The 25,958-nt window shown below is 43.7% G+C and carries 23 protein-coding genes; 9 read left to right on the top strand and 14 right to left on the bottom strand.

Features of this window, described 5'->3' with window-relative positions; all coding sequences use genetic code 11:
- The first annotated feature begins 21 nt into the window (after window positions 1-21).
- Together L884_RS0106755 and L884_RS0106750 are read left to right on the top strand one after the other, a co-directional pair.
- Complete coding sequence (locus L884_RS0106755) at window positions 22-1,257, top strand: carbohydrate porin (RefSeq protein ID WP_028766777.1); 1,236 nt, start codon at window positions 22-24, stop codon at window positions 1,255-1,257.
- A gap of 163 nt (window positions 1,258-1,420) precedes the next feature.
- Window positions 1,421-2,509, top strand: coding sequence for a hypothetical protein (locus tag L884_RS0106750; protein WP_028766776.1), 1,089 nt, complete (start codon window positions 1,421-1,423; stop codon window positions 2,507-2,509).
- A 119-nt stretch (window positions 2,510-2,628) separates the two neighbouring features.
- On the opposite strand, the gene L884_RS0106745 is transcribed toward L884_RS0106750, so the two are convergent.
- Both L884_RS0106745 and L884_RS0106740 read right to left on the bottom strand, forming a co-directional pair.
- Window positions 2,629-3,225, bottom strand: a complete 597-nt coding sequence (locus L884_RS0106745) for a PepSY-associated TM helix domain-containing protein (protein WP_237162522.1) — start codon at window positions 3,223-3,225, stop codon at window positions 2,629-2,631.
- Window positions 3,218-3,649 (bottom strand): DUF4920 domain-containing protein, encoded by a 432-nt coding sequence (locus L884_RS0106740; protein WP_245603082.1) that lies wholly within the window; start codon window positions 3,647-3,649, stop codon window positions 3,218-3,220. The genes L884_RS0106745 and L884_RS0106740 overlap by 8 nt, the downstream gene beginning before the upstream one ends.
- 201 nt (window positions 3,650-3,850) lie before the next feature.
- Between L884_RS0106740 and L884_RS0106735 the strand changes: the two genes are divergently transcribed.
- A complete protein-coding gene (locus L884_RS0106735) occupies window positions 3,851-6,037 on the top strand; it encodes a TonB-dependent receptor domain-containing protein (RefSeq protein ID WP_245603081.1) in 2,187 nt (728 codons plus the stop codon).
- 293 nt (window positions 6,038-6,330) lie between these two features.
- Here L884_RS0106735 and L884_RS0106730 read toward each other — a convergent pair whose 3' ends face one another.
- The 4 genes from L884_RS0106730 to L884_RS0106715 all read right to left on the bottom strand — a co-directional run bounded on the left by L884_RS0106730 (window position 6,331) and on the right by L884_RS0106715 (window position 10,603).
- Window positions 6,331-7,485 carry a M20 aminoacylase family protein gene (locus L884_RS0106730; protein WP_028766772.1) on the bottom strand — a complete coding sequence of 385 codons (1,155 nt, stop codon included), beginning with the start codon at window positions 7,483-7,485 and terminating at the stop codon, window positions 6,331-6,333.
- 82 nt (window positions 7,486-7,567) lie between these two features.
- Window positions 7,568-8,554, bottom strand: a complete 987-nt coding sequence (locus L884_RS0106725) for a DMT family transporter (RefSeq protein ID WP_028766771.1) — start codon at window positions 8,552-8,554, stop codon at window positions 7,568-7,570.
- 39 nt (window positions 8,555-8,593) lie between these two features.
- Complete coding sequence (locus L884_RS0106720) at window positions 8,594-9,373, bottom strand: maleate cis-trans isomerase family protein (RefSeq protein WP_028766770.1); 780 nt, start codon at window positions 9,371-9,373, stop codon at window positions 8,594-8,596.
- A gap of 63 nt (window positions 9,374-9,436) precedes the next feature.
- Window positions 9,437-10,603: a M24 family metallopeptidase gene (locus tag L884_RS0106715; RefSeq protein ID WP_028766769.1), complete on the bottom strand. Its 1,167-nt coding sequence runs from the start codon at window positions 10,601-10,603 to the stop codon at window positions 9,437-9,439.
- 339 nt (window positions 10,604-10,942) lie between these two features.
- Between L884_RS0106715 and L884_RS0106710 the strand changes: the two genes are divergently transcribed.
- The 4 genes from L884_RS0106710 (at window position 10,943) to L884_RS0106695 (ending at window position 14,674) form a co-directional block, all read left to right on the top strand.
- Window positions 10,943-11,623: a helix-turn-helix transcriptional regulator gene (locus L884_RS0106710; RefSeq protein ID WP_028766768.1), complete on the top strand. Its 681-nt coding sequence runs from the start codon at window positions 10,943-10,945 to the stop codon at window positions 11,621-11,623.
- Window positions 11,624-11,643: 20 nt separating this feature from the next.
- Window positions 11,644-12,027 carry a RidA family protein gene (locus L884_RS0106705; RefSeq protein ID WP_028766767.1) on the top strand — a complete coding sequence of 128 codons (384 nt, stop codon included), beginning with the start codon at window positions 11,644-11,646 and terminating at the stop codon, window positions 12,025-12,027.
- 109 nt (window positions 12,028-12,136) lie between these two features.
- The gene (locus L884_RS0106700; RefSeq protein ID WP_028766766.1) at window positions 12,137-13,315 is read left to right on the top strand and encodes a diaminopropionate ammonia-lyase; all 1,179 of its coding nucleotides are present in this window, start codon (window positions 12,137-12,139) and stop codon (window positions 13,313-13,315) included.
- A 414-nt stretch (window positions 13,316-13,729) separates the two neighbouring features.
- A complete protein-coding gene (locus L884_RS0106695; RefSeq protein ID WP_028766765.1) occupies window positions 13,730-14,674 on the top strand; it encodes a YeiH family protein in 945 nt (314 codons plus the stop codon).
- Window positions 14,675-14,993: 319 nt separating this feature from the next.
- Here the strand turns inward: L884_RS0106695 and L884_RS0106685 are convergent, their stop codons facing one another.
- The 8 genes from L884_RS0106685 to L884_RS0106645 form a co-directional block, all read right to left on the bottom strand.
- Window positions 14,994-15,707, bottom strand: coding sequence for a DJ-1/PfpI family protein (locus L884_RS0106685; protein ID WP_051435559.1), 714 nt, complete (start codon window positions 15,705-15,707; stop codon window positions 14,994-14,996).
- Window positions 15,708-15,899: 192 nt separating this feature from the next.
- Window positions 15,900-17,084 carry an HD-GYP domain-containing protein gene (locus L884_RS0106680; protein WP_028766763.1) on the bottom strand — a complete coding sequence of 395 codons (1,185 nt, stop codon included), beginning with the start codon at window positions 17,082-17,084 and terminating at the stop codon, window positions 15,900-15,902.
- A gap of 254 nt (window positions 17,085-17,338) precedes the next feature.
- Window positions 17,339-17,560 carry a hypothetical protein gene (locus tag L884_RS0106670; protein WP_028766762.1) on the bottom strand — a complete coding sequence of 74 codons (222 nt, stop codon included), beginning with the start codon at window positions 17,558-17,560 and terminating at the stop codon, window positions 17,339-17,341.
- 14 nt (window positions 17,561-17,574) lie between these two features.
- A complete protein-coding gene (locus L884_RS0106665) occupies window positions 17,575-18,333 on the bottom strand; it encodes a DNA-binding protein (RefSeq protein WP_028766761.1) in 759 nt (252 codons plus the stop codon).
- Between the two features lie 69 nt (window positions 18,334-18,402).
- A complete protein-coding gene (locus L884_RS0106660; protein WP_028766760.1) occupies window positions 18,403-18,939 on the bottom strand; it encodes a hypothetical protein in 537 nt (178 codons plus the stop codon).
- Entirely contained in the window at window positions 18,936-19,607 is a 672-nt protein-coding gene (locus L884_RS0106655) for an energy-coupling factor transporter transmembrane component T (RefSeq protein ID WP_028766759.1), read from the bottom strand. Before L884_RS0106655 ends, L884_RS0106660 begins: the two co-directional genes overlap by 4 nt.
- Window positions 19,597-20,961, bottom strand: coding sequence for an ATP-binding cassette domain-containing protein (locus L884_RS0106650; protein ID WP_028766758.1), 1,365 nt, complete (start codon window positions 20,959-20,961; stop codon window positions 19,597-19,599). Before L884_RS0106650 ends, L884_RS0106655 begins: the two co-directional genes overlap by 11 nt.
- 16 nt (window positions 20,962-20,977) lie before the next feature.
- Window positions 20,978-23,164: a TonB-dependent receptor plug domain-containing protein gene (locus L884_RS0106645; RefSeq protein ID WP_028766757.1), complete on the bottom strand. Its 2,187-nt coding sequence runs from the start codon at window positions 23,162-23,164 to the stop codon at window positions 20,978-20,980.
- A 461-nt stretch (window positions 23,165-23,625) separates the two neighbouring features.
- Here L884_RS0106645 and L884_RS0106640 point away from each other — a divergent pair, with 461 nt between their 5' ends.
- Both L884_RS0106640 and L884_RS0106635 read left to right on the top strand, forming a co-directional pair.
- Window positions 23,626-24,972: an isochorismate synthase gene (locus L884_RS0106640; protein ID WP_211239194.1), complete on the top strand. Its 1,347-nt coding sequence runs from the start codon at window positions 23,626-23,628 to the stop codon at window positions 24,970-24,972.
- A gap of 222 nt (window positions 24,973-25,194) precedes the next feature.
- Window positions 25,195-25,854 carry a 7-cyano-7-deazaguanine/7-aminomethyl-7-deazaguanine transporter gene (locus tag L884_RS0106635; protein ID WP_028766755.1) on the top strand — a complete coding sequence of 220 codons (660 nt, stop codon included), beginning with the start codon at window positions 25,195-25,197 and terminating at the stop codon, window positions 25,852-25,854.
- Window positions 25,855-25,958: the final 104 nt, after the last annotated feature.

Here is a 25,958-nt window from a genome sequence, read left to right as displayed (position 1 = left end):
ATTGAAACTTAAGGATAAATGATGACACGTTACTCACTTGCCGCTTGTATCGCCTTAGCGTTAGCTTCCAACGCGCAAGCAACTTCGGTTGATGAAGAGCTCGCAGCATTAAAGGCTCGAATCGAACAACTTGAAACAGAGCAACAACAAGCCAAGGAACAAGCAGCTAAAGATGAGCTGCAAGCGCAAGAGAGTAGCGTTAAATTTGGTGGTGCAGTTCGCACCAATTACGTTTATGAAGACTACAATGACGCCAATGCCGATCGTGGTGGCGACTTCGACTTTGATCTGTTTCGCATAGATGTTTCTGGTAACTATAAAGATCTAATCTTTTCAGCCCAGTATCGCTGGTTTGAGTACATGAATGTGGTTCAGCATGCTTGGGTTGGCTATAACTTTACCGAGCAACAGCAAGCCAAAATTGGTGTCACCCAAGTACCTTTTGGGCTACTCACTTACGCCTCAAATAACTATTTCTTCAGCTCAAACTTTTATCTTGGACTAGAAGACGACCACGACTTAGGCCTCAACTACACCTATAAAGGCGATAACAACCAGTTTGATTTTGCGTTCTATAAAAATGATGAACAAGGTGGTATCGATGGCTTTGTGTCAGATCGCACCGACCGTTACGCCTATGACGTTGTAGGTATTCGTTTAGACGGCGAAGATGCCTATGACGCCCCAAGTGACGGTTACGCAGCCGGCGAGGTCAATACCTTTAACGCTCGTTACGCCCACACCTTTGCATTTAACGACATTAGTGTAGAGCTAGGCGCATCACTGCAAGCAGGTCAGCTAGAGATAGAAAATGGCACAGATGGTGACAATGTAGCAGCAGCGATCCACAGCATGATTAATTATGATCGCTGGAACGTAAAACTACAGGTGACTGACTACAAATACGATGTAGACGGGATGGATGTTGATCGTATTGTCGTGGCTGCTTATCATTTTTATGACTCAATTCCTGCTGAAGCAACCACCTATATTGCCAACCTTGCCTACAGTTTACCGGTAGAAATTGGCCCTATTTCAAACCTAACTTTCTATAACGATTACTCGTTAGTGACCGACAAGCCTGCAGCAATGCCTGACACCTTTATGAACGTCACAGGAATGGCCATAAGCGCAGGCGGACTCTATACCTATGTCGACTTTGTGGTGGCAGAAAATCAACCCTTTATCGGCGGCACTATGGTAGGTGATGGCGACACCAACACCCGCTTTAATATCAACTTTGGTTATTACTTCTAACTGGAAAGTCTGGATATTCAGTAATAATAGACCGATTTATTTACCAGTAAACTGATCTAAAAATGTTAGCTAACACCATGATTTTAAAAGATGATGGTGTTAGCATTCATCCCCTAAACACAACTTGCGATGCCCAGTCACGTTCCGATAAGAGATAACAATAATGTGCCCTAAGATGTTGCGCCTTACCTTAGCCTTTAGCTTAATATCTACTCTGACTTTACCGGCCTTTGCCGCAGATGAATTATCAGGTACTTGGCAAGGAACCTTAGGTAAAAGCAAAATCCGGGTTTGCTTCAATGAGTACGGCACCGGCAGTTATTACTATCAGCGTTATTTAACTCCAATCAGACTTGAACAGGTCGATAACCACTGGCAAGAAGACAAACAGACTGGCTTCTGGCAGTTTGATAGTAGCAGTGAACAACAACTTATAGGCCGTTGGTTTAAGACTGAGCCAACTCAAAATCAGTCAGCTAAATCGTTAACCATTAAGCTCGAACGCCAAATCAGCCCTGATGGTATCAATGATTGCAGCAGCGATGCCTATAACCTGCCGCTAGAAACCAAGCCAACTGTTCGCCGTGGAAAGTGGCAGCAGTTTAACTATGCTGACGCAGAGCATGCCAGCGCTAACAAAACTAACGCCAGCCCACTAAGCTACCGCCAACTAACATATGGCGCAGAACTCGGCCTCGAGCTTAAAGGTGAACAAACAGGTATCCCAGCAATTAACCAGTGGCTCAAGCAAAAGCTGACTAGCAAACAACAATTTGCCGAGACTATTGAAACCCGCCGCAGAATGCTGGCGCAGATCGGTCAACCAATTGCAGACGAAACTGGAGCTGAAATTGACTTTATTAACCAACATTGGCTTAGCGTACGATTTTATCGCTGGGCAGCAGGTTATGGCGCTGGCGGTATAAGCCGCACCTATACCAGCTTTAATCTAAACGATGGTCAAGCATTCAACCCATGGCAATGGTTTAAACAAGGCGTTGCCCTTGATGAAATGCAGCATCAACTACCAGATGCACTGCGCGAAAAACTATTTGCCGATATGGAAGTGTATGAGGACTGTGACAACTCAGACGGCTCAGGCTATTTCTATCTCACCCTCAGCCCAAAAGGCATCGAGCTCTGGGAGACACCAAACGGCAGCGGCTGTGAAAACGAATTCACCCTCAGCCCCAAAGAGGCAATGCCGTTCGCTACTGAGTACGGTAAGAGTCAGATTAAGCTAATGGATTAATCTTCTATTGTTCACTCTGGTGCCTTAACCTTAAGGCACCTTTGAGTAAAAAATAAAATCAACGCTCCATGATTTCAATAGCTAGCGCTTATTCACCAAGCTCATCGTCTCATACTCAATCAAGAGTAAAAGATAAAAAACAAAGGGATTAGAAAACCAATAAGCACCAACAATCCTTTCCTTCCTCTGGGACTATGTTTACCCTTAACCATAAATAACGCAGATGTTGCCAAAAAAATTAGCATCAGCGCATAGGCATCTGAAAATATAACCCACGCCTGTTTAGCCTCATTTAAATGCAGTCTATTTAAGCTTTTAAATATAATTCGCTCTTCAATGTGTTCAAATTCAATAGCACCACTCATTAAATTAGCCGTTAAATTACTTCCATCATCTAAAAAAACTTTAAGTTCATTTTCACTCGACCAATAATTTGCTTTAATCCGCTGCTTAACATCAAAGCTATTCATCATAACGTCGACGATTGCTGTTTCGTTATTTAAACCAATTAAACTTGGAACTATATTTACTTTCCTTACAATACTGTAATTTGGATTCCAATCTCGCAGATGGTTAACTGCAATTCCTGATATCGCAAACACCAAGGTTAAGCCTATGCATAAATATCCAACATCTCGATGTAAACTCCGATTTAAACGATACCAATTAATTTTTGAACCAGTGTGTTTGGCTTTAAAACCTCTTGGATTAATCAAGAATTTTTACCCCAGTTGGCACCAATTGATAAAGTGTTAATGCCTCTGTTATCGACGCGGGATCAAACTCTTGCTGTTTGCGCTTTGCTAGCATAGCCAAATAACGCTTAGACTGTTCTAAATCTAAATTAATCGCGCTTAATAAGCCTGTTGCAATTGCTTTGCTGCCCTTGCTACTAATAGGAAAAACCATATCTCCATCACGCACTTTTATCCTCAGTTTCTCATACCTTGCATCTGAAGCTAACTCCATCCAGCAGCCCCTTTTCTCACATACGCTAATTATCGTTCCAGAGATAGTTACAGGCTGCTCAAGAAACGCTTCAGGTTGAGCCAATATTTTAGAAATAGGTACAAGTTGAGCCTCATTTACCTCATCACCAAACTGATACTCTTTAGCCTGAATATTTAAACTAAAAAACACAATAAATATTCCATAAATATATATCACAATTCCCTTCCTTATATATTGAGCAACAACCTAAATAACTAAATCTGGTATTGGTTACGTAAATAAAAAATAACTAAACATCAGTTTTGCAAACTAAATGTAAATGACTTGCATTCTCATTTGGGTGAAAGTAAATTGCAAGCGTTTTTTGAAGTTGAATAAAAAAGGATGTTTATGAATAAGCTTGCTAGTTTCTGTCTTATCCTGAGCGTAGTACCTTATAGCTATGCCGAGACAGTTGAAGTTAAACCAAAAGATAAAAACGAAAATGATCCCGAAGTCATCGTTGTTATTGGTACTAAATTAGATATGCAACAGCAAACTTTAGAAGTGCCAAGATCAATGACTGTGATCACCGATAAATATATTGAAGATACCCAAGCTCAAGAATTAACAGATGTTATTAAGCAAACACCCAGTATTAGTGTCTCTAATAATGATCGACCATTAATGGGGGAAATTCTTATTCGAGGCTTTGGTAATGAAAGAGTTAACTTGATTGTAGATGGTGTCAATTATCAACAATATAGCGATGGTAGCAGCACTAGCACTTATGTCAGCCCACTCGATTTAGACCCGAGTATCGTAAAAGCCGTTGAAGTCACTCGTGGTGCAGATGGTGTTACTCAAGGAAGTGGCGCCATTGGTGGCCAGATACGCGTTGTCTCAAAAGGAGGCTGGGATTATGGTGGAATCGGTTCAGGTGTATTAGTACGAGGCGGATATGGTGATGCTAAAAATGCCCATCATTATGGTGTCACCGCATTTCACTCAAATGACGACCTTGCCCTCGCCTTACACGTTAACAAACGTCATTTTGGCAATATAGAGATCAATAAAAAAGATGAGGATGGTTCAGATAGAGGCCAAACTGCCGAAATTAAAAATAATGGTGATACAGAAGATTTTCGCCTTAAGGCCAATTTAGACACAGACTACGGTCGGTTTGACAGTAACACTTTCTACACCGAATCTACAATTGAAGACCTCCCCTTTCGTAACCAATCTCGCTGGGATACTCATCCGATAAGTGAACAGGAAACAGCGAAAAGATTCAGCCAAACATTTAACCATCAATTCGATCCAAGTTCAGATTTTATCAACTTAAATAGCCGTTTTTACTATCAGCAATACAAAAAAGAGCGTCTTCAATCCGGTGATATTATTTTTCCTAACAAAACCTATAGTTTCGATAATATTGAAAACTTTACAGATGAAACCTACGGTCTATCACTTGAAAATAGCATAGTTAATGACTGGCAGAATGTGACGTCTGAATCCATTCTTTTTGCAAGCTGGGAGCAGCAGAAATTTGAGGATGACAATCACGATAATCTAGCGCAAAAAGACTCTCAGTTATATGGCAAAAGTCGAGGTGATACTTTTGCTGGCGGTGTGTTAAACAACAGTCATTGGCAAACATGGTTAAGTACTGAAGCAGGTGTCCGCTATGATCATTATCGTCGTAGCTCAGATAACTACAGTGAGTATGGCAACAATGAAGATGGCGAGTTTTCGCTAAATGCGGGAGTAACACTAAGACCCACACAATGGTTGCGATTATATGCTCGTTATAACCAAGGTTTTAGAGGTCCGAATATCCGCGAGTTATATAAGTCTGATAACTGGGCTTGCCATCGTCCAACTAAAAACTGCTACTTAGAACCTCAACCTGATTTAAAAGCTGAACGCAGTGAAAATGTTGAGATTGGCTTAGGTCTCATCTTTGAGGATATGACTTGGGGAGATAAGTTTGTTTTTAAGCTCAATGGATTCGATACAGAAGTAAAAGACTTCATCGACAGCGCACCTTTCATGTACAAGTTAGTTGATAACAAAAAGGTCTTCGCGACTCCAGAGCAAGCAACTCACAGAGATTACTCAAGTAAAAACATCAGTAAACTTTACTCTAAAGGTATTGAAGCTGAGTTAAGTTACCAGATTGCTAAGTTTGATCTATTTGCCAACTACAGCCGTGTCAGAATGGACGTACAGGGCGTACCTAACTTCTATTTAGGTACTATTTCAGATGAAACAGAGCCTTACGATCGTGCTCCACAAGATAAGATTAATTTAGGCTTTAGCTGGCAAGTTTTTGAAGAGCTACGCGTGTCTGGAGTATCAAGCTATGCAATGGACATGGATAGATTACCAGAATGGCAACTAGAGCGAGAAATGAACGTAGAAGGATATCAGCTACACAACTTATATCTAACCTATAACCCTCTCTATCTAGATGATCTGGATATCCGTTTCGGTATAGAAAACCTAACTGATGAGACCTACTCAGTTTGGCCCGATGATGACGGCGCAACATTACCGGGAAGAAACTACAAAGTTTCGCTGAACTACCAGTTCTAGCTCCAAAATACTGAAAGGGCAGTTATTTTTATAGCCGCCCTTTATTTCGTCTCACCTTATTATGCCAAGCCATTTATCGCGACCTAACATTAGAAGTTAAAAGGTAGTCCACGACCTTTATCAAGCACAGCTTGATTGCTTACCACCTTAAAGCGTTAAGTTCAGGCGTAGCCTGATAGAATTATCAAAAAAGTTTTATCGCTCCCACCGAGCAAGCGGTAACAAAAAAGGCTATGAACCTAAGCTCATAGCCTTAATCTATACCTGCTATATAGCAAATAGTTTATAACGAACTATTTAGCCAAGCACTGTTCTACAAGCGTTTGCCAGTACTTCATACCCGGAACTAAAATATTGTCGTTAAAGTCGTAAGTAGGCTTGTGTAGTGCCACGCTACCACAACCACAGCCAGCGCCGTTACCTACTAGGATGTAACAACCTGGTGCTTCTCGTAGCATAAATGAGAAGTCTTCACTGATAGTGAATGGCTGACAGCTGCCGTTAACTTTATCTTCGCCAACCACTGTCTGCGCCGCGCGGATAGCATATGCCGTTTCCGCTGGGGTGTTGATAGTTGATAAGAAGCTATTATTAAACTTATAAGTGTAATCCACACCTGCAGACATACATTGACCTGCTACAACACGTTCGATCGCTTTTTCAATCTTGTGTAGTGCAATATCAGTAAAGCTACGGGTATCACCTGTGATAGTCACTTTAGTTGGGATAACGTTAACAGTACCGTTTGTAGCAAACTCAGTTACAGAGATAACTGCAGTTTCGTCAATTGCGCTTAAGTTGCGCGATACGATAGTTTGAATCGCAGTCACGATTTGCGCGCCAACCACGATTGGGTCTGTTCCCATATGTGGCATAGCAGCATGACCACCAGTGGCTAGTACTTCGATTTCAAAGCTACTTTCACTTGCCATTACTGAGTGTGGGCGAGTCACAAAATGACCTGCTTCAATACCCGGTAAGTTGTGCATTGCGTACACAGCATCGATCTTCCAACGAGTGAATAGGCCGTCAGCGATCATCGCTTTAGCGCCTGTGCCACGCTCTTCATCTGGTTGGAAAATGAAGTAAACCGTACCGTCGAAGTTCTTAGTTTGTGCCAGCTCATGAGCAGCAGCCAATAGCATTGCCGTGTGGCCGTCGTGACCACAAGCGTGCATTGCGCCTTCGTTTACTGATGCGTAATCAAAGGTGTTTTCTTCATGAATATGTAGGGCATCCATATCGGCACGTAGACCAATTGAACGGTCGCTATCGCCACACTTTAAAATACCAACAACACCTGTGCCGCCAATGCCTGTGTGTACTTCAATACCAAACTCTTCTAGTTTGCTAGCAACAAACGCTGCGGTTTCATGCTCTTCGGTACCAAACTCTGGGTGCTGGTGAATGTGGTGACGCCATTCAATAACTTTCTGTTCGATATTCATATGCTTTTCTCTTATAACAACAAACCGGTGACTAGGTCACCGGTGATAAAAATTAACTTTATTCGCTAACTGAGTGGCTCAGTTATTGGCTGCGACATGGCTTTGGCGCAACAGGTAATTCAGCTTCAACCTCTTCCGCTTTTACCTTGTTCTTGTTACCAAGCTTCATGAAGGCAACCATCGAAGCAATAACCACAGCGATTGCAACTAAGCGCATTGGTGTTACCTGCTCACCTAGAGCAAATACCGCTAGGATGAATGAAGATAGTGGCATTAGGTTTAGCGCCATACCGGTACCGTCAACACCCACACGCTCCATACCGTAGATGTAAACTAAGTAGCTCATACCAGAGATACATACACCTAGTACTACAATACAAAGGATGCGTAGTGGCGAGCTAAATACGTTCAATGCAGAGCTAAAGTCAGCGCCAACAACGAACAGGTACAGACCAAAACCAAGTGAAGCGAACACGAACTGGTGGAACATAGTCGCAACTGAACCGTACTTGTCTGCTAGTTTTGCACGAGCGTAAGCCATAGTTGCAAAGCTTGCTGCTGAGCCTAAACAGATCAGGTGACCAATGTTGAAACCGTTAGTTTCAGACTGTGGGTCCATAACTAGAATCGCCACACCGATGAATGCACCTAGCGCACATAGCATCTGCATTGGAGTGAAACGCTCACCGTGACGTAGGAAACCAACACTCAAAATAAGGATTGGGATCAAACCTTGGATAACACCGTTTTCAGAAGCGGTAATGTAGTCCAAAGATAGGAATGATAAGAAGCTGAAAGCACCTTGACCAATGATACCGCAGCAAGCTGCCCAGAAGATATCATTACGGTTTGCCCAGTTTAGTTTGAAGTCCGCCTTCTTAGTCATCTTGCCAGTAGCAAGGCCAATATTGAAGATCAAACCTAGGGTAATAAATGCAACTGTATAACGTAACCAAACAAGTACTTGAGGATCCATCACCTCAAGAATTGGCGTACCAACGATCCACGGGATACCCCACAATAGACCTACGAAAATAGCAGCCAACCAACCTTTTTGTGTATTAGTCATTATTATATTTCCAACGATATTTAATCGGTCGTCAACAGCTTAAGCTGTTTGATTATTAAGTAGTTTGCCGTAGCCCGGGCACATTGCCACGTTGCCAGTCAAGTGCATTGCATGCCAGAACATTGCAGAGTTACTGCACACTACTGGGATACCAAATTTAGCTTCAATTTCTTCGATATAATCGAGTACACGTAAGTTAGTGCATGACATAAACACTAGCTCTGCGTCAGAATCTTTTAGCATCAGCTCTAGCGCGGCGAACATAGATTCTTTAGCCACTAAAGTGATGTCTGTATCGCGTTCGATACCTAATGAACCTAGCGTTACTACATCGAAATCCGCATCTGTTAGCTGCTGATACAGTGGGTAGTTAACACTGGTTGGGTAAGGAGAAAATACGGCGATCTTTTTTGCATTCATATGTTTGAATGCTGCTTTTGCCGCTGTCCATGGGTTAGTCGCAGGGATATCACCACGGTTTTTAGTCAGTAGTCCGGCAACTTTTTCTTCGCCGATAATGATTGAAGCTGATGTGCAACCAAATGCCATCACATCCATTGGCAGACCTGTTGCAATCAAATCAGACGCTTCAACGATGCCGTTGGCGATTTGATCAAGTGCTTCAGGAGTCATTTCGCTTGAGTAGTATACGCGCGAGCTAAATACGCCAGCTTGGGTGCCGAGTAACTTTGCCCAATCCATTTCTAGACTGTGGTCAGTACTTAATTGCACTAAACCAATGTGTACGCGGTTAATTCTTGGTGCCTGCTTGTGCTCAAGCGGCTGTTCAAACGATGTAAAGGCTTCAAAACTCATCATAATGAGATGCTCTTCAGTAATGATTTCCCCAGTCCCCTCCAGGGAAATCAATGGCTATTAAAATTATTTGATAATCAGTAGTTCTGGCTCAGCGCGCTTGCTTAACCACTCTGCACCGTTCTCGGTGATCACGATGTTTTCTTCGTGAACCATAGACTTACCTGGTGCGTAAACCATGCCTGGCTCTAGTGTCATCACCATGCCTGGTACGAGTAATGTATTGTCAGTCGCTGTGTTCGATGGACGCTCAGTAAGTTCCATACCTAAACCATGACCTAGACGACCCACGTCGTTACCTAGTGCACCGTTAGCTTCTAGTACTTTCCACATTGCGTTGTAGATGTCAGAAGTCGTGTTGCCTGGGCGAGCAGCTTCAAAACCAGCTGTAGTTGCGTCATAAGTTGCACGGTAAGCAGCTTTAGTTTGCTCACTTGCGTGGCCAAAGGCCCAGTTACGGTCGAAGTCTGAGAAGTAACCGTCACGTACCGCACCAGTGTCGATGATCAATACGTCGCCATCTTCGATTACACGGTCAGTTGGGCCCATGATGATGCTGTCGTAACCGTCTTGACCTGAACCTGCGATGATGTATGGACATTCATCTGCGCCTTCCATCAGCATGTCGATACCGAACTGCTTACAGATTTCACGCTCTGTCATACCCGCTTTGGCGTAACCAGGGATCTTGTCGAAGCCAACGTTAGTGATACGACAGATCTCGCGTACTTTTTCAATTTCAGCTTCAGACTTAACTTGGCGAAGCTCATGAATAGCCAGTGATACGTCAACGAATTCTTTGCTTACTAAAGTCGTTAACTGTAAGTAGTTAGCAACTGGCATACGTAGGTGTGATTCAATACCTAGCGTTGCACCTACACGGCCAAAGCGAGAAGGTAGGCTATTAAGCACGCTAGCCACGATGCTGATACCGTCGTCTTCAGGACGTGGTGAAGCCCAAGTATGGATATCTTCAACCCAAGTACCCGCCATACCGCTAGCACCAATTTCAGGAATAACCGCAATTGGCTTGCCTTCAGCAGGAAGAATTAGGAACCATGGACGAGTTGGGCTGTGCCAGAACTGAGTGTGGAAGCCAGAAAAGTAACGTACGTTAGGCTCGGTCGTTAATATAATGGCGTCTACTTCTAGCTCGCGCATCTTCTGCTGAGCTTTAGTTGCACGCATTTCAAATTCAGCTGTTGTAAATCCACGCTGCAATATGCTTTTCATTTTTCTCTCCACATCCCACAAACTGGCCTAGTTGCCAAAAGGTCACTAAAGTGACCGGAAAACTGTTTTAGTCAACTATCGTTAACTTGATGCGCATCATACTGTTTGCTGAATTTAAAAATGTGACACATATCTCATAGTCAAAATCTGTTAACTCCAGATGTGTCGGCAAACAAAAAAATCATGATCAAAGTCAAATATTTTAAACCATAGTTAAATTTAACTTGCTTAAAACCGTAAAAAAACGTCACATAGTTACATAAAGTTGATTCAAGGGTTGAATTACTAACCCAAAAAGTTGACAATAACGGCATCTATAGTTCACAAAAGTAATCTGAAATGATCAAAGCGGCAGAACAGGCATACAAAACGGAATTTACACCTAGAGATCGTGAGTTACTGCAAAGCTATTTCCATCTAGCTGATAGCATGGCTGATTTAATTGGTCCTCACTGTGAAGTCGTGATCCATTCATTAGAGAGCTTTGAACAGTCGGTAGTCAAAATCGTTAACGGCCACCATACCGGACGTAAAGTGGGCTCACCGATCACAGACTTAGGCTTAAAAATGCTGCGTCAGTATGAGCAAACGGGCGAAGTCACCCCAAAAAGTTATTTCAGTAATAACAAAGGTGGCGAAATGCTGAAATCGAGTACCTGCATATTACAGGGCGAGAACGGCAGACCCATTGGCATGTTCTGCGTCAACATGAACTTGTCATATCCGTTTCCTGAGATCATCAAGACCTTGATGCCTGATACATCACAGCATCACAGTTTTGATATGACAGAAAACTTCAGCGCATCGGCTGGAGATGTGGTTGAGCAAGCGCTCACCCACGCGATTGCGGAAGTTGAAGCTGATGACAGCGTTAACCTAAAAGGTCGCAATAAAGCTATTACTAAAGTGTTGTTTGATAACGGCATCTTTGAATTAAAAGAAGCAACTAACATAGTTGCTAACCATTTAAGTATTACCAAGCATGCGGTGTACAAGTACATCCGTGAATTTAAATCCTAATTATCAGAGATAACTAAGCTATGAAAACTGTAATCCATACTGAAAACGCTCCTGCTGCAATTGGTCCATACTCTCAAGCTCTTGCTTTCGACAAGCTAGTATTTACCTCTGGTCAGCTACCGCTAGACCCAGCAACTATGGCTTTCGTAGAAGGTGGTATTAAAGAGCAAGCTTTCCAATCTCTAAGCAACCTAAAAGCGGTACTAGAGCAAGCCGGCGCAGGTGTTGACACTGTACTTAAAACAACTTGTTTCCTAGCTGATATGGAAGACTTCGTTGCTTTCAACGAAGTGTACACTGAAGTATTCGGTACTGAAGCAGCTCCAGCTCGTTCATGTGTACAAGCTGCTCGTCTACCAAAAGACGCACTAGTTGAAGTGGAAGCGATCGCTTTCATCAAATAACTTAAATTTGGGTTATTAACGACCTGTTTAAGTCAATCTGCCTGTCCATTTATCCATAATGCGTAAATGGACAGCAGCTCTCCCCAGTTCAAAATATATAGTGGTTACTATGCTAAAGCTGACTCAAAATGATTTCTTTAACGGCGAGACTTCTGACCTTTTCACAGCTGAAGTTGCTGAAAAAACTCGTCAATTCCACCAGCAGATCGAAGCTTACCAGCCAACACCGCTGGTCTCTTTAGAGCAGCTTGCAGCGCGCTTAGGCGTTAAAGCTATTCTGGTGAAAGACGAATCGTACCGTTTCGGGCTAAATGCGTTCAAAGTACTTGGTGGTTCTTACGCATTAGGTAAGCAACTGGCTGAGCACCTAAATGTAGATATCAGTGAAATTGATATGAAAACCGTTGCCGCTAAACTAAGCGCGCCATTGGTTTTCGCTACTGCAACTGCTGGTAACCACGGTACTGGTGTAGCTTGGGCTGCACGTGAAATGGGCCAAAAAGCTGTTGTTTACATGCCAAAGGGCTCGTCTCAAGCAAGTGTCACTCGCATTCAAAACCTAGGTGCTGAGTGTATTGTTACTGATTGCAACTACGATGACACTGTACGTATTGCTAACCAAACTGCCACTGAAAACGGTTGGATGCTAGTACAAGATACAGCATGGGAAGGCTACGATAAGATCCCTACTTGGATCTCTCAAGGCTACATGACTATGGCTGTTGAAGCGCAAGAGCAAGTTGAGGCTATGGGTCTAAAACCGACTCACCTAATGCTTCAAGCTGGTGTTGGCGCAATGGCTGGCGGGATCTTGGGTTACTTCGCTGATAAAGTTGGCGCAAACAACTTCAAGACGATTATTGCTGAGCCTGCAAAAGCTGATTGTATCTACAACTCAGGTATCAAAGGTGAGATGGTTGCAGTAACTGGCGAGCTAAACTCTATCATGGCAGGTCTTGCATGTGGCGAGCCGAACCCTGTGACATGGCCAATCCTAAAACAGTGCAGCAGCTTCTTCGCATCAGTTGAAGATCAAGTGACCGCCACTGGTATGCGTATTCTTGGTAACCCACTAGCAGGCGACACTAAAGTTGTTAGCGGTGAGTCAGGTGCACTAAACCTAGGTCTACTATACATGCTAGCAAGCCGTGAAGAGTACAGTGAATACCGCACTCAACTAGGCTTAGACCAAGACTCTGTTATCATGCTATTCAGCACTGAAGGTGACACTAACCCTGACCGTTACCGTCAAATCGTTTGGGAAGGCATGCACAGCACTGCGCAATAAGTTTTAAATTTATCCCAAGCTAAAAAAGCCGCTATTTGAGCGGCTTTTTTGTTTTTAAAAGAAGGGACGGACTTCGTCCTGATAGGTCCTAGGACGTTCGCAAGCTCACTGCGAGGACGCCAACATATAAGATAGGGCACTCGCAAGCTCGTTTCTAGAACGGTGCTACGCACCTACTAGGACGCCAACAAGTTGGCTGCTAGGAAAAGCTAAAAGCACTTCAAAAGCAGAGCGTTCTGTCAGTGACGCAGTCACGCTCCCTAAGCCGCAGGCCGTCCTTTCTTTGCCCTATCTTATAACCTTCTTAATATTCAATTTTACTTACGCTAACTGTCAGTACTATTTAATTTATTAAATTATTAGCCAAGACTATAATTAACTGCCCAACTATAACCTTGTTAAAAACACCTATAAATGAGCAATCAAGCCAGCAACAACGCACCTAATAAAATCCAACTCGTAATATTTATTTTAGTAGGTATAACGTGTTTATTACCTATGGTGTCATCCCCTGTAGCACTGATTTTAGGCTTCACCCTTGCCAGTATTGGCTGGGCTCCCGAGCAAGTGCATTTAGCTGCACTTACCAAAAAGCTGCTAGCTTACTCAATTGTTGGTTTAGGTTTTGGGATCCAGTTCGACAGTGCACTTGCAATAAGCATTGCCAACCTACCGCTGATCTTAGGCTCGATTATTCTGACCCTAGTGCTAGGTTTTGCGCTAACTAAACTACTTAAACTCGAAACAAAAACAGGCCATTTAATTGCCTCTGGTACCGCAATTTGTGGTGGTAGCGCTATTGCTGCGGTTTCTCCAGCGATTAAAGCTAATAGCGAACAAACCGCTATTGCTTTAGCCACAGTATTTATTCTTAATTCAGTCGCTCTGTTTGTGTTTCCCGCCATTGGTCACGCATTATCAATGAGCCAACATGACTTTGGCGTATGGAGCGCGATTGCAATTCACGATACCTCATCGGTTGTTGGCGCTGCCTCTGCTTATGGCAACGAAGCACTGACAACCGCCACAACCGTAAAGCTGGCTAGAGCACTATGGATTATTCCAATTGCATTCATTAGTGCGATGTTGTTTAAAGGTGACAACAATAAAATAGCCATTCCTTACTTTATTGGCTTTTATTGCTTAGCCATTGCCATTGCCCATTTTTTCCCAGCAGGAGAGATCGCTTACAGTGCAATTTTCGAAGTCTCTAAACGCGTCTTGGTAGTCTGCTTATTCTTAATTGGTGCAGGCATTACTATTCAAAAGATGCGAGCCACAGGCCCTAAGCCTCTGGTGTTAGGTGTACTACTGTGGCTGGCTATTGGTGCCAGCTCATTGGCTTATATCTTAATTTAATAGCAAGCATCATTAGCAACGGCCAAATTAGCGGCGCTGTTTTTTAGTTAAATGGCGCCAAATAATTAGCGATAACAAGCAGCTAAACGCCCCTAAGTCGATAAGCGCTCGCGTTAAGCCACTCGTTAATAAAGAGGCGGCAATCAACACTGCACAACACAATAAAATTAGCCAGTTATTCAATGTCATCTCTCCTCTTAGTTCGGCTAAATAGATGACCATTATTGGTGCTAGCTGTCGATTACGCCAAGATCCTTTATTACTAATAAATAGCAATATCTGATAAGACTAGATGATTTGCTTATATGAGAAAGGTTTTTTAAATGGCTGCATAAGGGTCATTCGTAGGATCAGCATTCCAATCATACTCAGTCAGAGTCTGAATACGCTTAGCTTCTGCTGCACCGTGTAAATGTTTTACCCAAAACAACGCTGCATCGGTACCCGCTGATACCCCTGAGGACGTTAAAAACTTACCATCAAAGACCCAGCGTGCTTTAGCCTGCCACTGCGGGTTAGCATTCAAGGAAGTCACCCATTGAAACGCCATTTTGTTGGTGGTGGCTTTGCGCCCATTAAGCACCGACGTCATAGCTAGCAGTGCCGTCCCGGTGCACACAGTAAACACATTCTGACTACGAGCAACTTGCTCAACAAGCCATTGCCTTAATGGCAAATCATTAATCAAGGTGCGTGTTCCCATACCGCCAGGAATTAACAGCAAATCGCAGTCATAGGTATTCGTTGTAAGGCAGTCAGCTACCACTCGGGGACCTTGATAACTGCGTACAATTTCTGTTGCCGCTACCAGCTTAATCTCGGTATTTGGCATATGGCCGAGCATCTCGACCGGACCATGTAGATCTAAAGTTTCGTAATCATCAAATACCAGCGCTAAAATGCGGTACTTGCCACTGGTAAATGCTGCTGTGGAAGCTGAAACCTGTGAGTTAATATTGGCCTGTGCTAACGGGGTAATCGCACCTGCCGCCATTAACATTGAAGCCCCTTTAATAAACTGTCTACGCTGCATTTCTGTTATCCCCCATCAAATAAATATGAGGGTTTAGTCAGTCTATAGCGTTATTAATTCAATGATTATGCAGCGGAAATTCAACTCGTTCATCAAAAATAGAAGCAACGCAAATTATCAGCAATAGTGAGATCTACCCCCAGCAATAAAAGCGATTTAGAACTGAAAGTAAAAAACGCCCCAAAAGGCGTTTTAATAAAATGGAGTGGGATCTATCTCTAAACTACTTGGCGAGATCCCCTTTTCAATATTAAAAGAGGAGCGTTTTAAATCGACAATCTCAACCTTGGTATAGCAGCGTTTTTTTACTGAATAAAAGCACTTCACTTTAGGATGGAGTACATCACGGCCATTTGCCTCCCAGACAATACCGATGCGACCATCAGATAGCTGCACTAACGAGCCAACTGGATAGACACCGATACAGCGGATAAATTCATAAACCAATTTTTGATCGAGATGAAACGGTGTCAAACTGATTAAGATTTTAAATGCGGCAGCAGGACTCATGGCTTCTTTATAGCAGCGCGTTGCAGTTAAGGCGTCAAAGATATCCACAATACAGCTCATACGCCCATGCAAAGGGATCTCGTCGCCTTTTAAGCCACGCGGATAGCCATTACCATCAAGCTTCTCATGGTGCATCAAGCTTATATCTTTGCTGATCTGCGATAAGCCTTTGGTTTCTTCCATGATCTCAATGGCATAGGTTTGATGTAGCTTTACATGCTCGAACTCTTCTGGGGTTAACTTACTTGGCTTATTTAAAATCTTGCTATTAATTTTAATCTTGCCAATGTCATGCAATATTCCACCAATAGCCATTTGCCGCAGCATATCGGTATCGAAGTTTAAATAGCGGCCAAAGGTCACCAGCAAAAAAGCAACATTAATGGAGTGTTCAAGCAAATAAGCATCTTTGGAACGTAATGCTGAAACACATTTCAGTGCATCAGCATCTAACATCACCGATTCGATCATGTTATCAGCCAATACTTCAAACGGCTGAACTTCAACCGCTTTGCCCTCAAAGGTTTCAGACAACACTTTATGGATGAGATCTTTAGCTTCAAGCATCAAGGCTTTTGCTTGTTTTTGCCTAACAGCGCGATCAGCCACCACTTTTTTAGCAGCGGGCTTAGCAGCAACAACAGCTCGAGCCAAACCTAGCTCAGGAGCTGAGCGCTCACCATTGACCCAAACATGGGTAATGTGATTTTTGTGCAGCTTTAAAATCGCTTCAGCGCTACGAATTTGTCCAGCACTGGCAATATTGACCCTACTTTTATTACGGTCAATAGCCTGCACAAACATACCGACTTTTAATTCAGAAACAGCAATCTTTATTAAATGACTAGATTCAAGTGAATCACCCATTATCTCTGAGGTCCCCGGATGATTTAATCAAAAATACAGCAACATTAAGTCACTGTACCCGCCGTAGTTAGGTGATGTTTTGACTCAATTGAATATTGAGTCCATCTATTTTTTTCCTACGACAATTAAACCATTCTATTCTGGGATTTGTTAAATCACCAGAGACAAAGTTAATTTATCTACACCAATGCAAATAATAAGCGATGGAATTAATACAATATTAGGCTGCTTATGGTTAATAAGTTCAGTAGTCATTACCGCAAAGCACTTTGTTTGTGACACTGGAAGCTGTCTGGCTGCCAACGACGATACATGCAATTAAAACAAGATCTGCTGACATTATCGGTATGCTCATCTTCATCATCACTTAAAAATGTTGAGCAATCTGCAGCGGCTTCTCGCGCTGGTTGATAATCATCGACACCAAACTTAAATTGCCAAAGCTCATCCACAGCCACAAACCATTGTTGCATCATACTTAGCTCTTTCATTAGTAGGCCTTTAATTGTTGTTGGTTAGCGTTACGCCACTCACCAGATTCATTACTCACTAACAAAGCAAACTGATGCTGAATATACACAGCTTTTATCTTGCCTTTTAAATTCAATAGCTGTTCATGACTTAACACTTCACCACAGGTTGAAATAACCGTTTGCAAGCCTGTTTGCGCCAACACTTGAGCGACCGACAACTGAATCGTTTTGGAACCATCAAATTCAGCATCCAGTGTTAACTGGCCCTTCACTCGTCCATCTTGACCGCTTAAGCGTAAACCTAAGCCCGCTAACGCCCCTATAACTCCCTGACCGGTGCCGCCATGCTCAGATAAATCGACGCCCAGCTCTGCAGCCAACTTATATGCTTGCTCTTTGGTTTTAACGCCAATTTTTGACTGCTGACCAAAAGCAATTAACTGCTCGATATTGTAGTCTGAGGCGAGATCCAAAATGGCTAAGCCCGGATCGGATGCTGCTGCAGACTCTTGCTGCAAATGAGCAATACAGATGGCTTTAATTTCATTAAAGTCGAGATCCGTTTCAACTTGAAAGCACATGGCGCTGTTGTGCGAGGTATAAGGAATATCTGGGTGCACAAATAATTGATGTCGAGTGACAAATCGACGCACATCCTGTTGCCCATCTACATAGGATTTCGGTGCCAATTTTGCAGCTATCTCCTCCGCAATTTCCCCGGTTCCTTTGGTACCAATATCATCAGTGTCATCAATACAGATCAACCACGCTTTCATTTAAAACCCTTATTGTTATTAACTTAATAGCCACGTAACTCAACATGGCGAAGCTTGTTTGTTAAACGGTTACTCAGGCCTATTTGGCAGCAAGTCATGGGCATGTAAACGACTTAACACTGTTGGAATTAATAACGCTGCCGCTAAAGCAAACATGCCGCCCTGAATAAAGCTCAAACCAAACTCAGCCAGAGCGACTTGACCACTCATACCAATCAACAAATTACTTATCAGCCCTTTGCCAGCCCATGCCAGCGTACCGATTAGCGCTAATACAATGCTGCGCCAACGGAGGTTGAATACACCTGACATAAACAACAGCGCGAAATCCATAGCCATTGCAGGCAAGCCAAACTTGAGCAAAATCATCGGTCCGCCTTTGCCCACACTTAGCATCATGGCAACAAGGCCTGCTAGTAAGCCACAAACTGTCATCGCACCAACACGATTAACTACGCCGTAGCAAATAAGGTAGAAAAAGGTCATTAAAAACATCGAGTGACCACTTAAGCCAAGTTTAAGTCGCAACATACTTTTTAATACCACCAGCAAAGTGGCACAAAAACCAATAAATAACGCGTCTTGTAAATCGAATGGAGACTTCATTCTTCCTCTCTTGTTGCAGGCCAATGTGTTGGTTTAGCGACACTGCCAAAATGACGCAGCTTGGCCGCTTTAGCCATCTGCTTAGATAATTTTAGTAACTGAATAAGTACTGGCAGCACCACACAGTAAATTAGCTCTGGCCAGTTTTTAGGGTTACGCAATGCTTTGGGAGTGATATTGGCACCACGTAAGCACTGCATGGCATAAATCTCTTTCGTTTCCTGCAGCATATAAGGCAGCAAACCAATGGAAGCCGCTATCACAAACGCCCATTTAGTGGGTAGCCCCCAACTCAGCACCTCACCAATACGTTCAGGCTTTTGGGTCGCAGATAACCACCACCCCGGAAGCAGCGCCAAAAACACCCGTAACACCACGATTACCCCTTCCAATAATTGATTTTCACCATGAATGAGGTAATAAAGCGGTAAGGTAACCGCCAACTGCGCTAAACCGATCCGCAACAGTGCAGAGACTTTATTCTTCAGGTAAACACCGTGCAAAACGAGGATAGCGTCAATAACAATCAACCAGCCTAAGGCGCTATTAGGTAAGAAAAATGCGCCACTTGATAACACTAAACTAAGTAGCAGTGCTGCGGCGCAATAATGGCTTGCACTGAAGCGGAAATATGGCTGCCTAACGCCTTTGCGCTCTTTAGCCCACATTCGCTTGCTCAGTAATTTCAGCACCATCACGCAGATAGCCATTGTCGATAAACCAATATCGATCGACCTCTAAAAACGGCACGCTACGGTGGCTCGACAATAAGATACAGCTACCTTGTGATCGTAATTGTAATAACAGCTGCACCACTTTCACTACATGTTGTTTGTCTAAACCAGCAAAAGGATCATCAAGCAGCAATAGTTTTGGTCGTAAGCAAACCAATGAAGCTAGCGCAATAATATGCTGCTGACCGTAAGACAACTTATGCGGCGAACATTCGGCTAAATCTTGTAAGCCTAGCTCTGCAAGGATCTGCTCCGCCCGTGCTAACGGCAGCTTGAACCGCTTTAAACTAAACTGCAGCTCAGCAAGCACGGTTTGTTCAAACAACTGCCTGTTCGGACGCTGCATCAATAAGCCGAGATCTGCGCCATAAATTCCAAGTTGTGGTCGCTTATCAAGTACAGTGATCGGCAGGTGAGTAATGTTAGCCTGAATACCCGCTAAGGTTTTAAGCAGGCTACTTTTGCCAGCACCGTTATCCCCCACTAGGGCTACGATTTCTCCACTAGATAGCGCTAACGGTTGTAGACAGGAAAACAAGGGATCTTGGTCGACAAAACGGAATTGATGCGGCGCTAGCTTAGCCACCACTTTACTAGGACGATGATTAACTGAAGCGCTAATATTTAACACCGAGGCTGCGGAGTCAGCAATGGGGCGCTGCCCAGCCTTAAGTTTACCATTCTCTAATAGCCAAAAATGCTCAACCAAATCGACAAAGGCACTCGGGTTATGCTCAACCATCACAATGGCTACGCCCTCATCGAGTAGTGACTTTAATACACAATTAAGCTCTTTTACTCCGCTATCATCTAACTGTGCCCAAGGCTCATCAAGTAATAGCAGCGTTGGATTAAATACTAGTTGTGCCGCCATCATGAGGCGATATTTCTGCCCAAGAGACAACACCTCAACTGGTGTATCTAAACTGGTATACAAGCCAACTCTACGCAGTGAGTGCTGCACTTTCTCTACCATAAGATCAGCAGCAACGCCGAGGTTTTCTAATCCGAATGCGATCTCTGCACCGACATTTTGCCGTAGCACCTGCGCATTAGGATCTTGCATAACTAAGCCAATCAATAATGAAGGATCGCGATACACATCCCCTTCAAAAGGGCGAGATAACTGCCCCGACATTAAGTGCAGCAAGCTCGATTTTCCCGAGCCTGTTGCACCGTTAATGCAATGGCATTCACCTGCATTAATCACCAAAGTGAGATCGTCCAAGATCTCGCTTTGGTCTGAGCCATAGCCAAAATGAATCCCTTCTAATGCTATGAGTTTCATACGCTTCCTCGTATTCCTAGATTTGCCAGTTGATGCCGATAAATACTTGACGACCAGCCTGTGGAAGCGCTTCACTTTGGTCATAGTTTTCGTCAAGTAAATTGGTTGCACGTAGATACAGCTCTAACTTGTCATCCATTAGTGGCTGCACAATATTGATATCAACTAAGGTGTAATCGTCTAGCGATTGCTCAACAAGCTGAGTTGTACCAGCAACCTTATGCTGGGCGTAATACACCTGATCCATAATGCGCTCAACATTCAAGTTAATGCTGGTTGCAAATGGCAATGTGTAAGCTGCTTGGAAACGAACTTGATGCTTAGGACGGTATTCCAAAGTCTGCATATGCTCTTCAGCACTCTTGTCTTCGGTATCTAAATAGCTATAAGAAAGCGTCATAGATAGATCATCAAAGCTGTTGTTTTCTAGCTGTAAATCAACACCTTTAAACCCATAACGCCCCATATTCTGATACATGCCATCGAGATCTTTTGCGATATAGTCTTCAGCATCAGTGTAATAACCCGCAATATTCAGCTCGGTTGAATACCCTAATTGTTGCAGCAGCCCTAACTCATAATGTTCAGACGTTTCTGCTTGCAGCTCGGCATTACCTGTTGATTGTGCATAAAGATTACGCATAGATGGGAAACGCACTTTACGCGCCACGCCCATGTTAATACGGGTATCTTCTAATGGTTGCCAATAACCTGAAACCTGAGCTGAATAATCGTTTTCAGATTCCTTTACACGATCTTGGTCATGGAACGCACCACCAACTGTAACGCCGTAGTTATCCGCTTGATATTGATATTCAAGGGCTGCTGTATATAGCCACGATGAATCGTCAAACGTACCACCGCCGTTACCGCCGCCATTGCCACCGCCATTGCCACCGCCGTTACCGCCGCCGTTGCCACCGCCGTTACCACCGCCGTTACCACCGCCGTTGCCACCGCCGTTACCGCCGCCGTTGCCACCGCCGTTACCGCCGCCGTTACCGCCGCCGTTACCGCCGCCGTTGCCACCGCCGTTATCACCACCGTTGCCGCCGCCGTTACCACCGCCGTTACCATTGCCACTGAATGCACTAGCGTCGTTAGCCGTGACTGAATAAGATTCCCAACTTTGCTTTTCAGCAATTAACGCGCTGGTTAGGACACCTGCGTTATCTAAGTTAGCAATAAACTGTAAATTACCGCCCTGAACTGTAGAACGACCTTGTTGCTGGGCTTTAATAGCTTGATAGGATTTGTCTTTATATTGAGTCTCAAGTACATCACTTTGGTTGTGATAACCAAAACCACGTAACGTAAAGGTGTCGTTGAACTTATGCGCAACACCTAACTGAAATGTTTTAGATTCATAGTCATCAACTCGTTCAAACTTAACGCTGCCAGTGCCACGACCATCACGACTTGGCTTGCCCCAATCGCCATCGCGATAGCTCATGTTTGCCATTAGCTGAGTGTTGTCGCTAATCAAGTAACTGCCTTGAGCGTAAAAGTTGTTTAAGGTTTTATCGGCGTTTTCGCGTATATCACCTTGTTGGTACTCTGTGTCCTTATAATCGCTAGACATAGGCCAGCCATCGGTTTGCTGGCGCGAATAGTTAACAAGACCTTGCCACTTTTCACCGCTACCAGCGGCACTAATATCACCATTAAAGGTATTATCTTCAGCCGCCTCTAAGCGACCAGAAAGTGCAGGCGCATTATCACCACGTTTAGTAATAATATTGATCACACCGCCAGCGCCACCAGGACCATACAAGACTGATGATGGCCCTACAGAAACCTCTATAGATTCAATTTGTGCAGTTGGAATTAGACTTGGATCGAATTGACCATCTTCGGCATCATTAGCAGGAACGCCATTGATGAGGTAGATAACATGCCGTGCTTTAAAGCCTCGGATATCGACGCGTGGTGTACCTTGACCACCTGTACGAACGTAGATCCCAGGTACATTCTTTAGCACCTGATCTAAACTTTGCGCACCAGATGCCTTGATAGCTTCTTCATCAAGACTCCAATGAGTCGTCGCCGCTTCAGTCACTGAAGCGCGCTCACCGTGTACTACGATCACCTCAGCAACATCAAGAATTGGATCTCTGTCGATTTCATCCGCCTGAGCCTGATAAGCCAAGCTCATAGCCAGTGCCAAAGTAGAAACTCTGAGCACTTTTTGTTGTTTTTTCATCTGCCTTCATCATCCTAACGATATAATTGGCGCCATTTTCAAAAACCACGGCTATTCTCTCAAGCAGATAAAACCATAAAACAAACCTAGATCGACTAATTTTACGAACGGGTAAAGATAAAAAGGTTAATAAAGGACATTTTGACCTAATGCGCGTGAGCTTCGGACAAAAAGGGCATCCACCATCACACTGCGGTATTAAGACATAGATAGAAATGAAATTTAGTTCGCTAATTTAGCTACAGTTTTTAACTCAACATCATAATTTAGACGCAAACTAAATGTGAATTACTCAGGGGGAGCTCACATAGGCAGAGTGATCAACTTGACACTGTAAGTTCAGCCTATTACTTTGTGTTAAAGATTCTTATTACCAATGGGTAGTGAGTTTTCTAGGTTAGAGGTCGCTCCTCTAAACTGGCCCTAATGATATTTGTTTGGAGTACTTATTGACCATCCCCATGCTACCTCAAGCTATTAAGTCCTTAACCGACAAAATCAAATCTTTTACGCTTCAACCTAACAGTGATCCAATTGTGCAGTTGTCAGTGGCGGTTGCGCCTATCCCGGTTATCGCCTGGTTAGCAGCACAAACCACTTATCCTAGAGTGTATTGGAAGGGCCGCGATACCGAAGAAGAAGTTGCCGCAATCGGTTGTTGTAAAGACTTTTTCTTTGGTGACGATGTTGATGACATCGAGCTTTCGCACGAGTATCAAAAGCAACGAACCCTGACCAATAATCAAGATATTCGCTATTATGGCGGCGTTGCATTTGATCGCCGCAATGAGAGTTGGCAAGAATTCGGTAAAGCGCACTTTATCCTACCAAGAGTAGAACTACGCCGTAGTGGTGGTGAATTTAAGCTACTGGTAAACCTTAACTTTACTGAAAATGAATTCAGCATTGAGATCAATAATGCTTTATTGGCATTAGCCGCTCTCGATGCACCAAAACCATTAACACCACCGAATAAAGTCGCGTTAATGGGCCGCAGCGATCGACCAGATCGTTATCGCTGGGAAGAGCTAGTTAATCGTGTCACTCATCCTAAATTTATTGCTGACACCCCTAAGGTAGTGCTGTCTCGCCTAACACAACTTGAGATCAATGAAGAGGTTGATCCATGGATGCTGCTAGCTTGCTGGCAAGGCCGCAACCCAAACAGCTTCCAATTTGGTTTTCAATTTAGCCCTGACAGCGCCTTTATCTCTTGTACACCAGAGCGCTTATATCGTCGTCGCCAGCGTGAAGTCTTTACTGAAGCTTTAGCGGGCACAACGGTACGCGGTCTAAATCAAGAAGAAGATAAAGCCTTAGCGCAGGCGCTGCTTGATGACACAAAAAATAGTCATGAAAATCAGTTGGTTCGACAACACATAGTTAATGTACTCAATCCGCTGAGTAACTACGTTGGCGCAGAAGAAAGCCCGACTGTGTTTAAGCTGAGCCATATTCAGCACTTACATCGCTCGATCCGCGCTGAGTTAAAACCCGGCGTGAATGACTTCCAGTTAATCCAAGCGCTGCATCCAACTCCTGCTGTTGGTGGACTACCGAAAGAGTCTGCAATGAACTTTATTCGCCAACAAGAAGGCTATGTTCGTGGCTGGTATGCCGGTGCTTGTGGCTACTTCAATAAGTACGAAAGCGAGTTTGCTGTCGCTATTCGTAGCGCATTAATTGAACCAGGACGCATCAATCTATTTGCTGGTGCAGGTATTGTTGCCGGCTCTGAAGCTGACAAAGAGTGGACTGAACTTGAAAACAAGCTTAGAACCATTTTGTCGATTTTAACCGAGTTATAAGTAGCTAAATCAAAAGATTACCCTCAGCCTTTAGCACAAGTGGCGGTTTAACAGTACTAAGCCGTCACAATTTATCCTTGCTCAAATAAAAAACTGCTCTATAATTTGCCGCCCCCGACTCATGGGGCAAACTTCGTTATTAACCAAAAATTGCAAAATTATAGCGCTCGTCGCTATTGCGGGTTCCCTAACCCCGCCCGATTTAACTAAAAAGGCCACAAGATGTTGATGTTATCTCCTGCACAGCTACGCCGTGCATTGCTGCTTTTAGCGAGTTTTCATATTGCTATTATTTGTGCCAGCAACTACCTAGTACAACTTCCATTTCAAATTTTCGGCTTCCATACCACATGGGGCGCATTTAGCTTTCCTTTTGTGTACCTAGCCACCGATCTCACCGTGCGCATATTTGGTCAGCAAGCCGCCAGAAAAATCATCTTTCTAGCCATGCTACCCGCGCTAGTTATCTCCTATTTAATGGGGGTAGTATTCCATCAAGGTAGCTTCCAAGGCGCTGCTGCGCTGCTTGAATTTAATAGCTTTGTATTTCGCATCGCTTTTGCCAGCTTTGCTGCCTACCTTGTTGGCCAGCTCATGGATATTTTTGTATTTGCCAAGCTGAGAGCCACTAAATCTTGGTGGGTTGCTCCATCAGCTTCGACAATTGTCGGCAATCTCATCGACACTATCGTGTTCTTTGGCCTCGCGTTTTACGCTTCTACCGATGAATTTATGGCTGCACACTGGCCTGAAATCGCAGCGGTTGATTACGGCTTTAAACTGATTGTCAGTTTAGGTTTATTCTTACCTGCATATGGCCTACTACTAAAGTTCTTACAAGATAAGATCTTACAAAACAATAGCTCAGAAACCGCTTTCTAGCGCGATTTAGCGCTTAACAACAACTGGACTGACCTGTTATAATTTCGCCAATTCGTTCACCTTTCAGCCAATGGGTTGGTTGTATTAGTAGGGTGAACTGGCGA

It is taken from the genome of Shewanella fidelis ATCC BAA-318 (assembly GCF_000518605.1).
In the GTDB taxonomy this organism is placed as follows: Bacteria; Pseudomonadota; Gammaproteobacteria; order Enterobacterales; family Shewanellaceae; genus Shewanella; species Shewanella fidelis.
This window is presented reverse-complemented; position numbering and strand designations above follow the sequence as displayed.

What these genes read in the sequence shown, in the direction of transcription:
- L884_RS0106755 (WP_028766777.1), top strand. Translation starts at nt 22, where the DNA reads ATGACACGTTACTCACTTGCCGCTTGTATCGCCTTAGCGTTAGCTTCC.
- L884_RS0106750 (WP_028766776.1), top strand. Translation starts at nt 1,421, where the DNA reads ATGTGCCCTAAGATGTTGCGCCTTACCTTAGCCTTTAGCTTAATATCT.
- L884_RS0106735 (WP_245603081.1), top strand. Translation starts at nt 3,851, where the DNA reads ATGAATAAGCTTGCTAGTTTCTGTCTTATCCTGAGCGTAGTACCTTAT.
- L884_RS0106730 (WP_028766772.1), bottom strand. Translation starts at nt 7,485, where the DNA reads ATGAATATCGAACAGAAAGTTATTGAATGGCGTCACCACATTCACCAG.
- L884_RS0106725 (WP_028766771.1), bottom strand. Translation starts at nt 8,554, where the DNA reads ATGACTAATACACAAAAAGGTTGGTTGGCTGCTATTTTCGTAGGTCTA.
- L884_RS0106720 (WP_028766770.1), bottom strand. Translation starts at nt 9,373, where the DNA reads ATGATGAGTTTTGAAGCCTTTACATCGTTTGAACAGCCGCTTGAGCAC.
- L884_RS0106715 (WP_028766769.1), bottom strand. Translation starts at nt 10,603, where the DNA reads ATGAAAAGCATATTGCAGCGTGGATTTACAACAGCTGAATTTGAAATG.
- L884_RS0106710 (WP_028766768.1), top strand. Translation starts at nt 10,943, where the DNA reads ATGATCAAAGCGGCAGAACAGGCATACAAAACGGAATTTACACCTAGA.
- L884_RS0106705 (WP_028766767.1), top strand. Translation starts at nt 11,644, where the DNA reads ATGAAAACTGTAATCCATACTGAAAACGCTCCTGCTGCAATTGGTCCA.
- L884_RS0106700 (WP_028766766.1), top strand. Translation starts at nt 12,137, where the DNA reads ATGCTAAAGCTGACTCAAAATGATTTCTTTAACGGCGAGACTTCTGAC.
- L884_RS0106695 (WP_028766765.1), top strand. Translation starts at nt 13,730, where the DNA reads ATGAGCAATCAAGCCAGCAACAACGCACCTAATAAAATCCAACTCGTA.
- L884_RS0106685 (WP_051435559.1), bottom strand. Translation starts at nt 15,707, where the DNA reads ATGCAGCGTAGACAGTTTATTAAAGGGGCTTCAATGTTAATGGCGGCA.
- L884_RS0106680 (WP_028766763.1), bottom strand. Translation starts at nt 17,084, where the DNA reads ATGGGTGATTCACTTGAATCTAGTCATTTAATAAAGATTGCTGTTTCT.
- L884_RS0106670 (WP_028766762.1), bottom strand. Translation starts at nt 17,560, where the DNA reads ATGATGCAACAATGGTTTGTGGCTGTGGATGAGCTTTGGCAATTTAAG.
- L884_RS0106665 (WP_028766761.1), bottom strand. Translation starts at nt 18,333, where the DNA reads ATGAAAGCGTGGTTGATCTGTATTGATGACACTGATGATATTGGTACC.
- L884_RS0106660 (WP_028766760.1), bottom strand. Translation starts at nt 18,939, where the DNA reads ATGAAGTCTCCATTCGATTTACAAGACGCGTTATTTATTGGTTTTTGT.
- L884_RS0106655 (WP_028766759.1), bottom strand. Translation starts at nt 19,607, where the DNA reads ATGTGGGCTAAAGAGCGCAAAGGCGTTAGGCAGCCATATTTCCGCTTC.
- L884_RS0106650 (WP_028766758.1), bottom strand. Translation starts at nt 20,961, where the DNA reads ATGAAACTCATAGCATTAGAAGGGATTCATTTTGGCTATGGCTCAGAC.
- L884_RS0106645 (WP_028766757.1), bottom strand. Translation starts at nt 23,164, where the DNA reads ATGAAAAAACAACAAAAAGTGCTCAGAGTTTCTACTTTGGCACTGGCT.
- L884_RS0106640 (WP_211239194.1), top strand. Translation starts at nt 23,626, where the DNA reads ATGCTACCTCAAGCTATTAAGTCCTTAACCGACAAAATCAAATCTTTT.
- L884_RS0106635 (WP_028766755.1), top strand. Translation starts at nt 25,195, where the DNA reads ATGTTGATGTTATCTCCTGCACAGCTACGCCGTGCATTGCTGCTTTTA.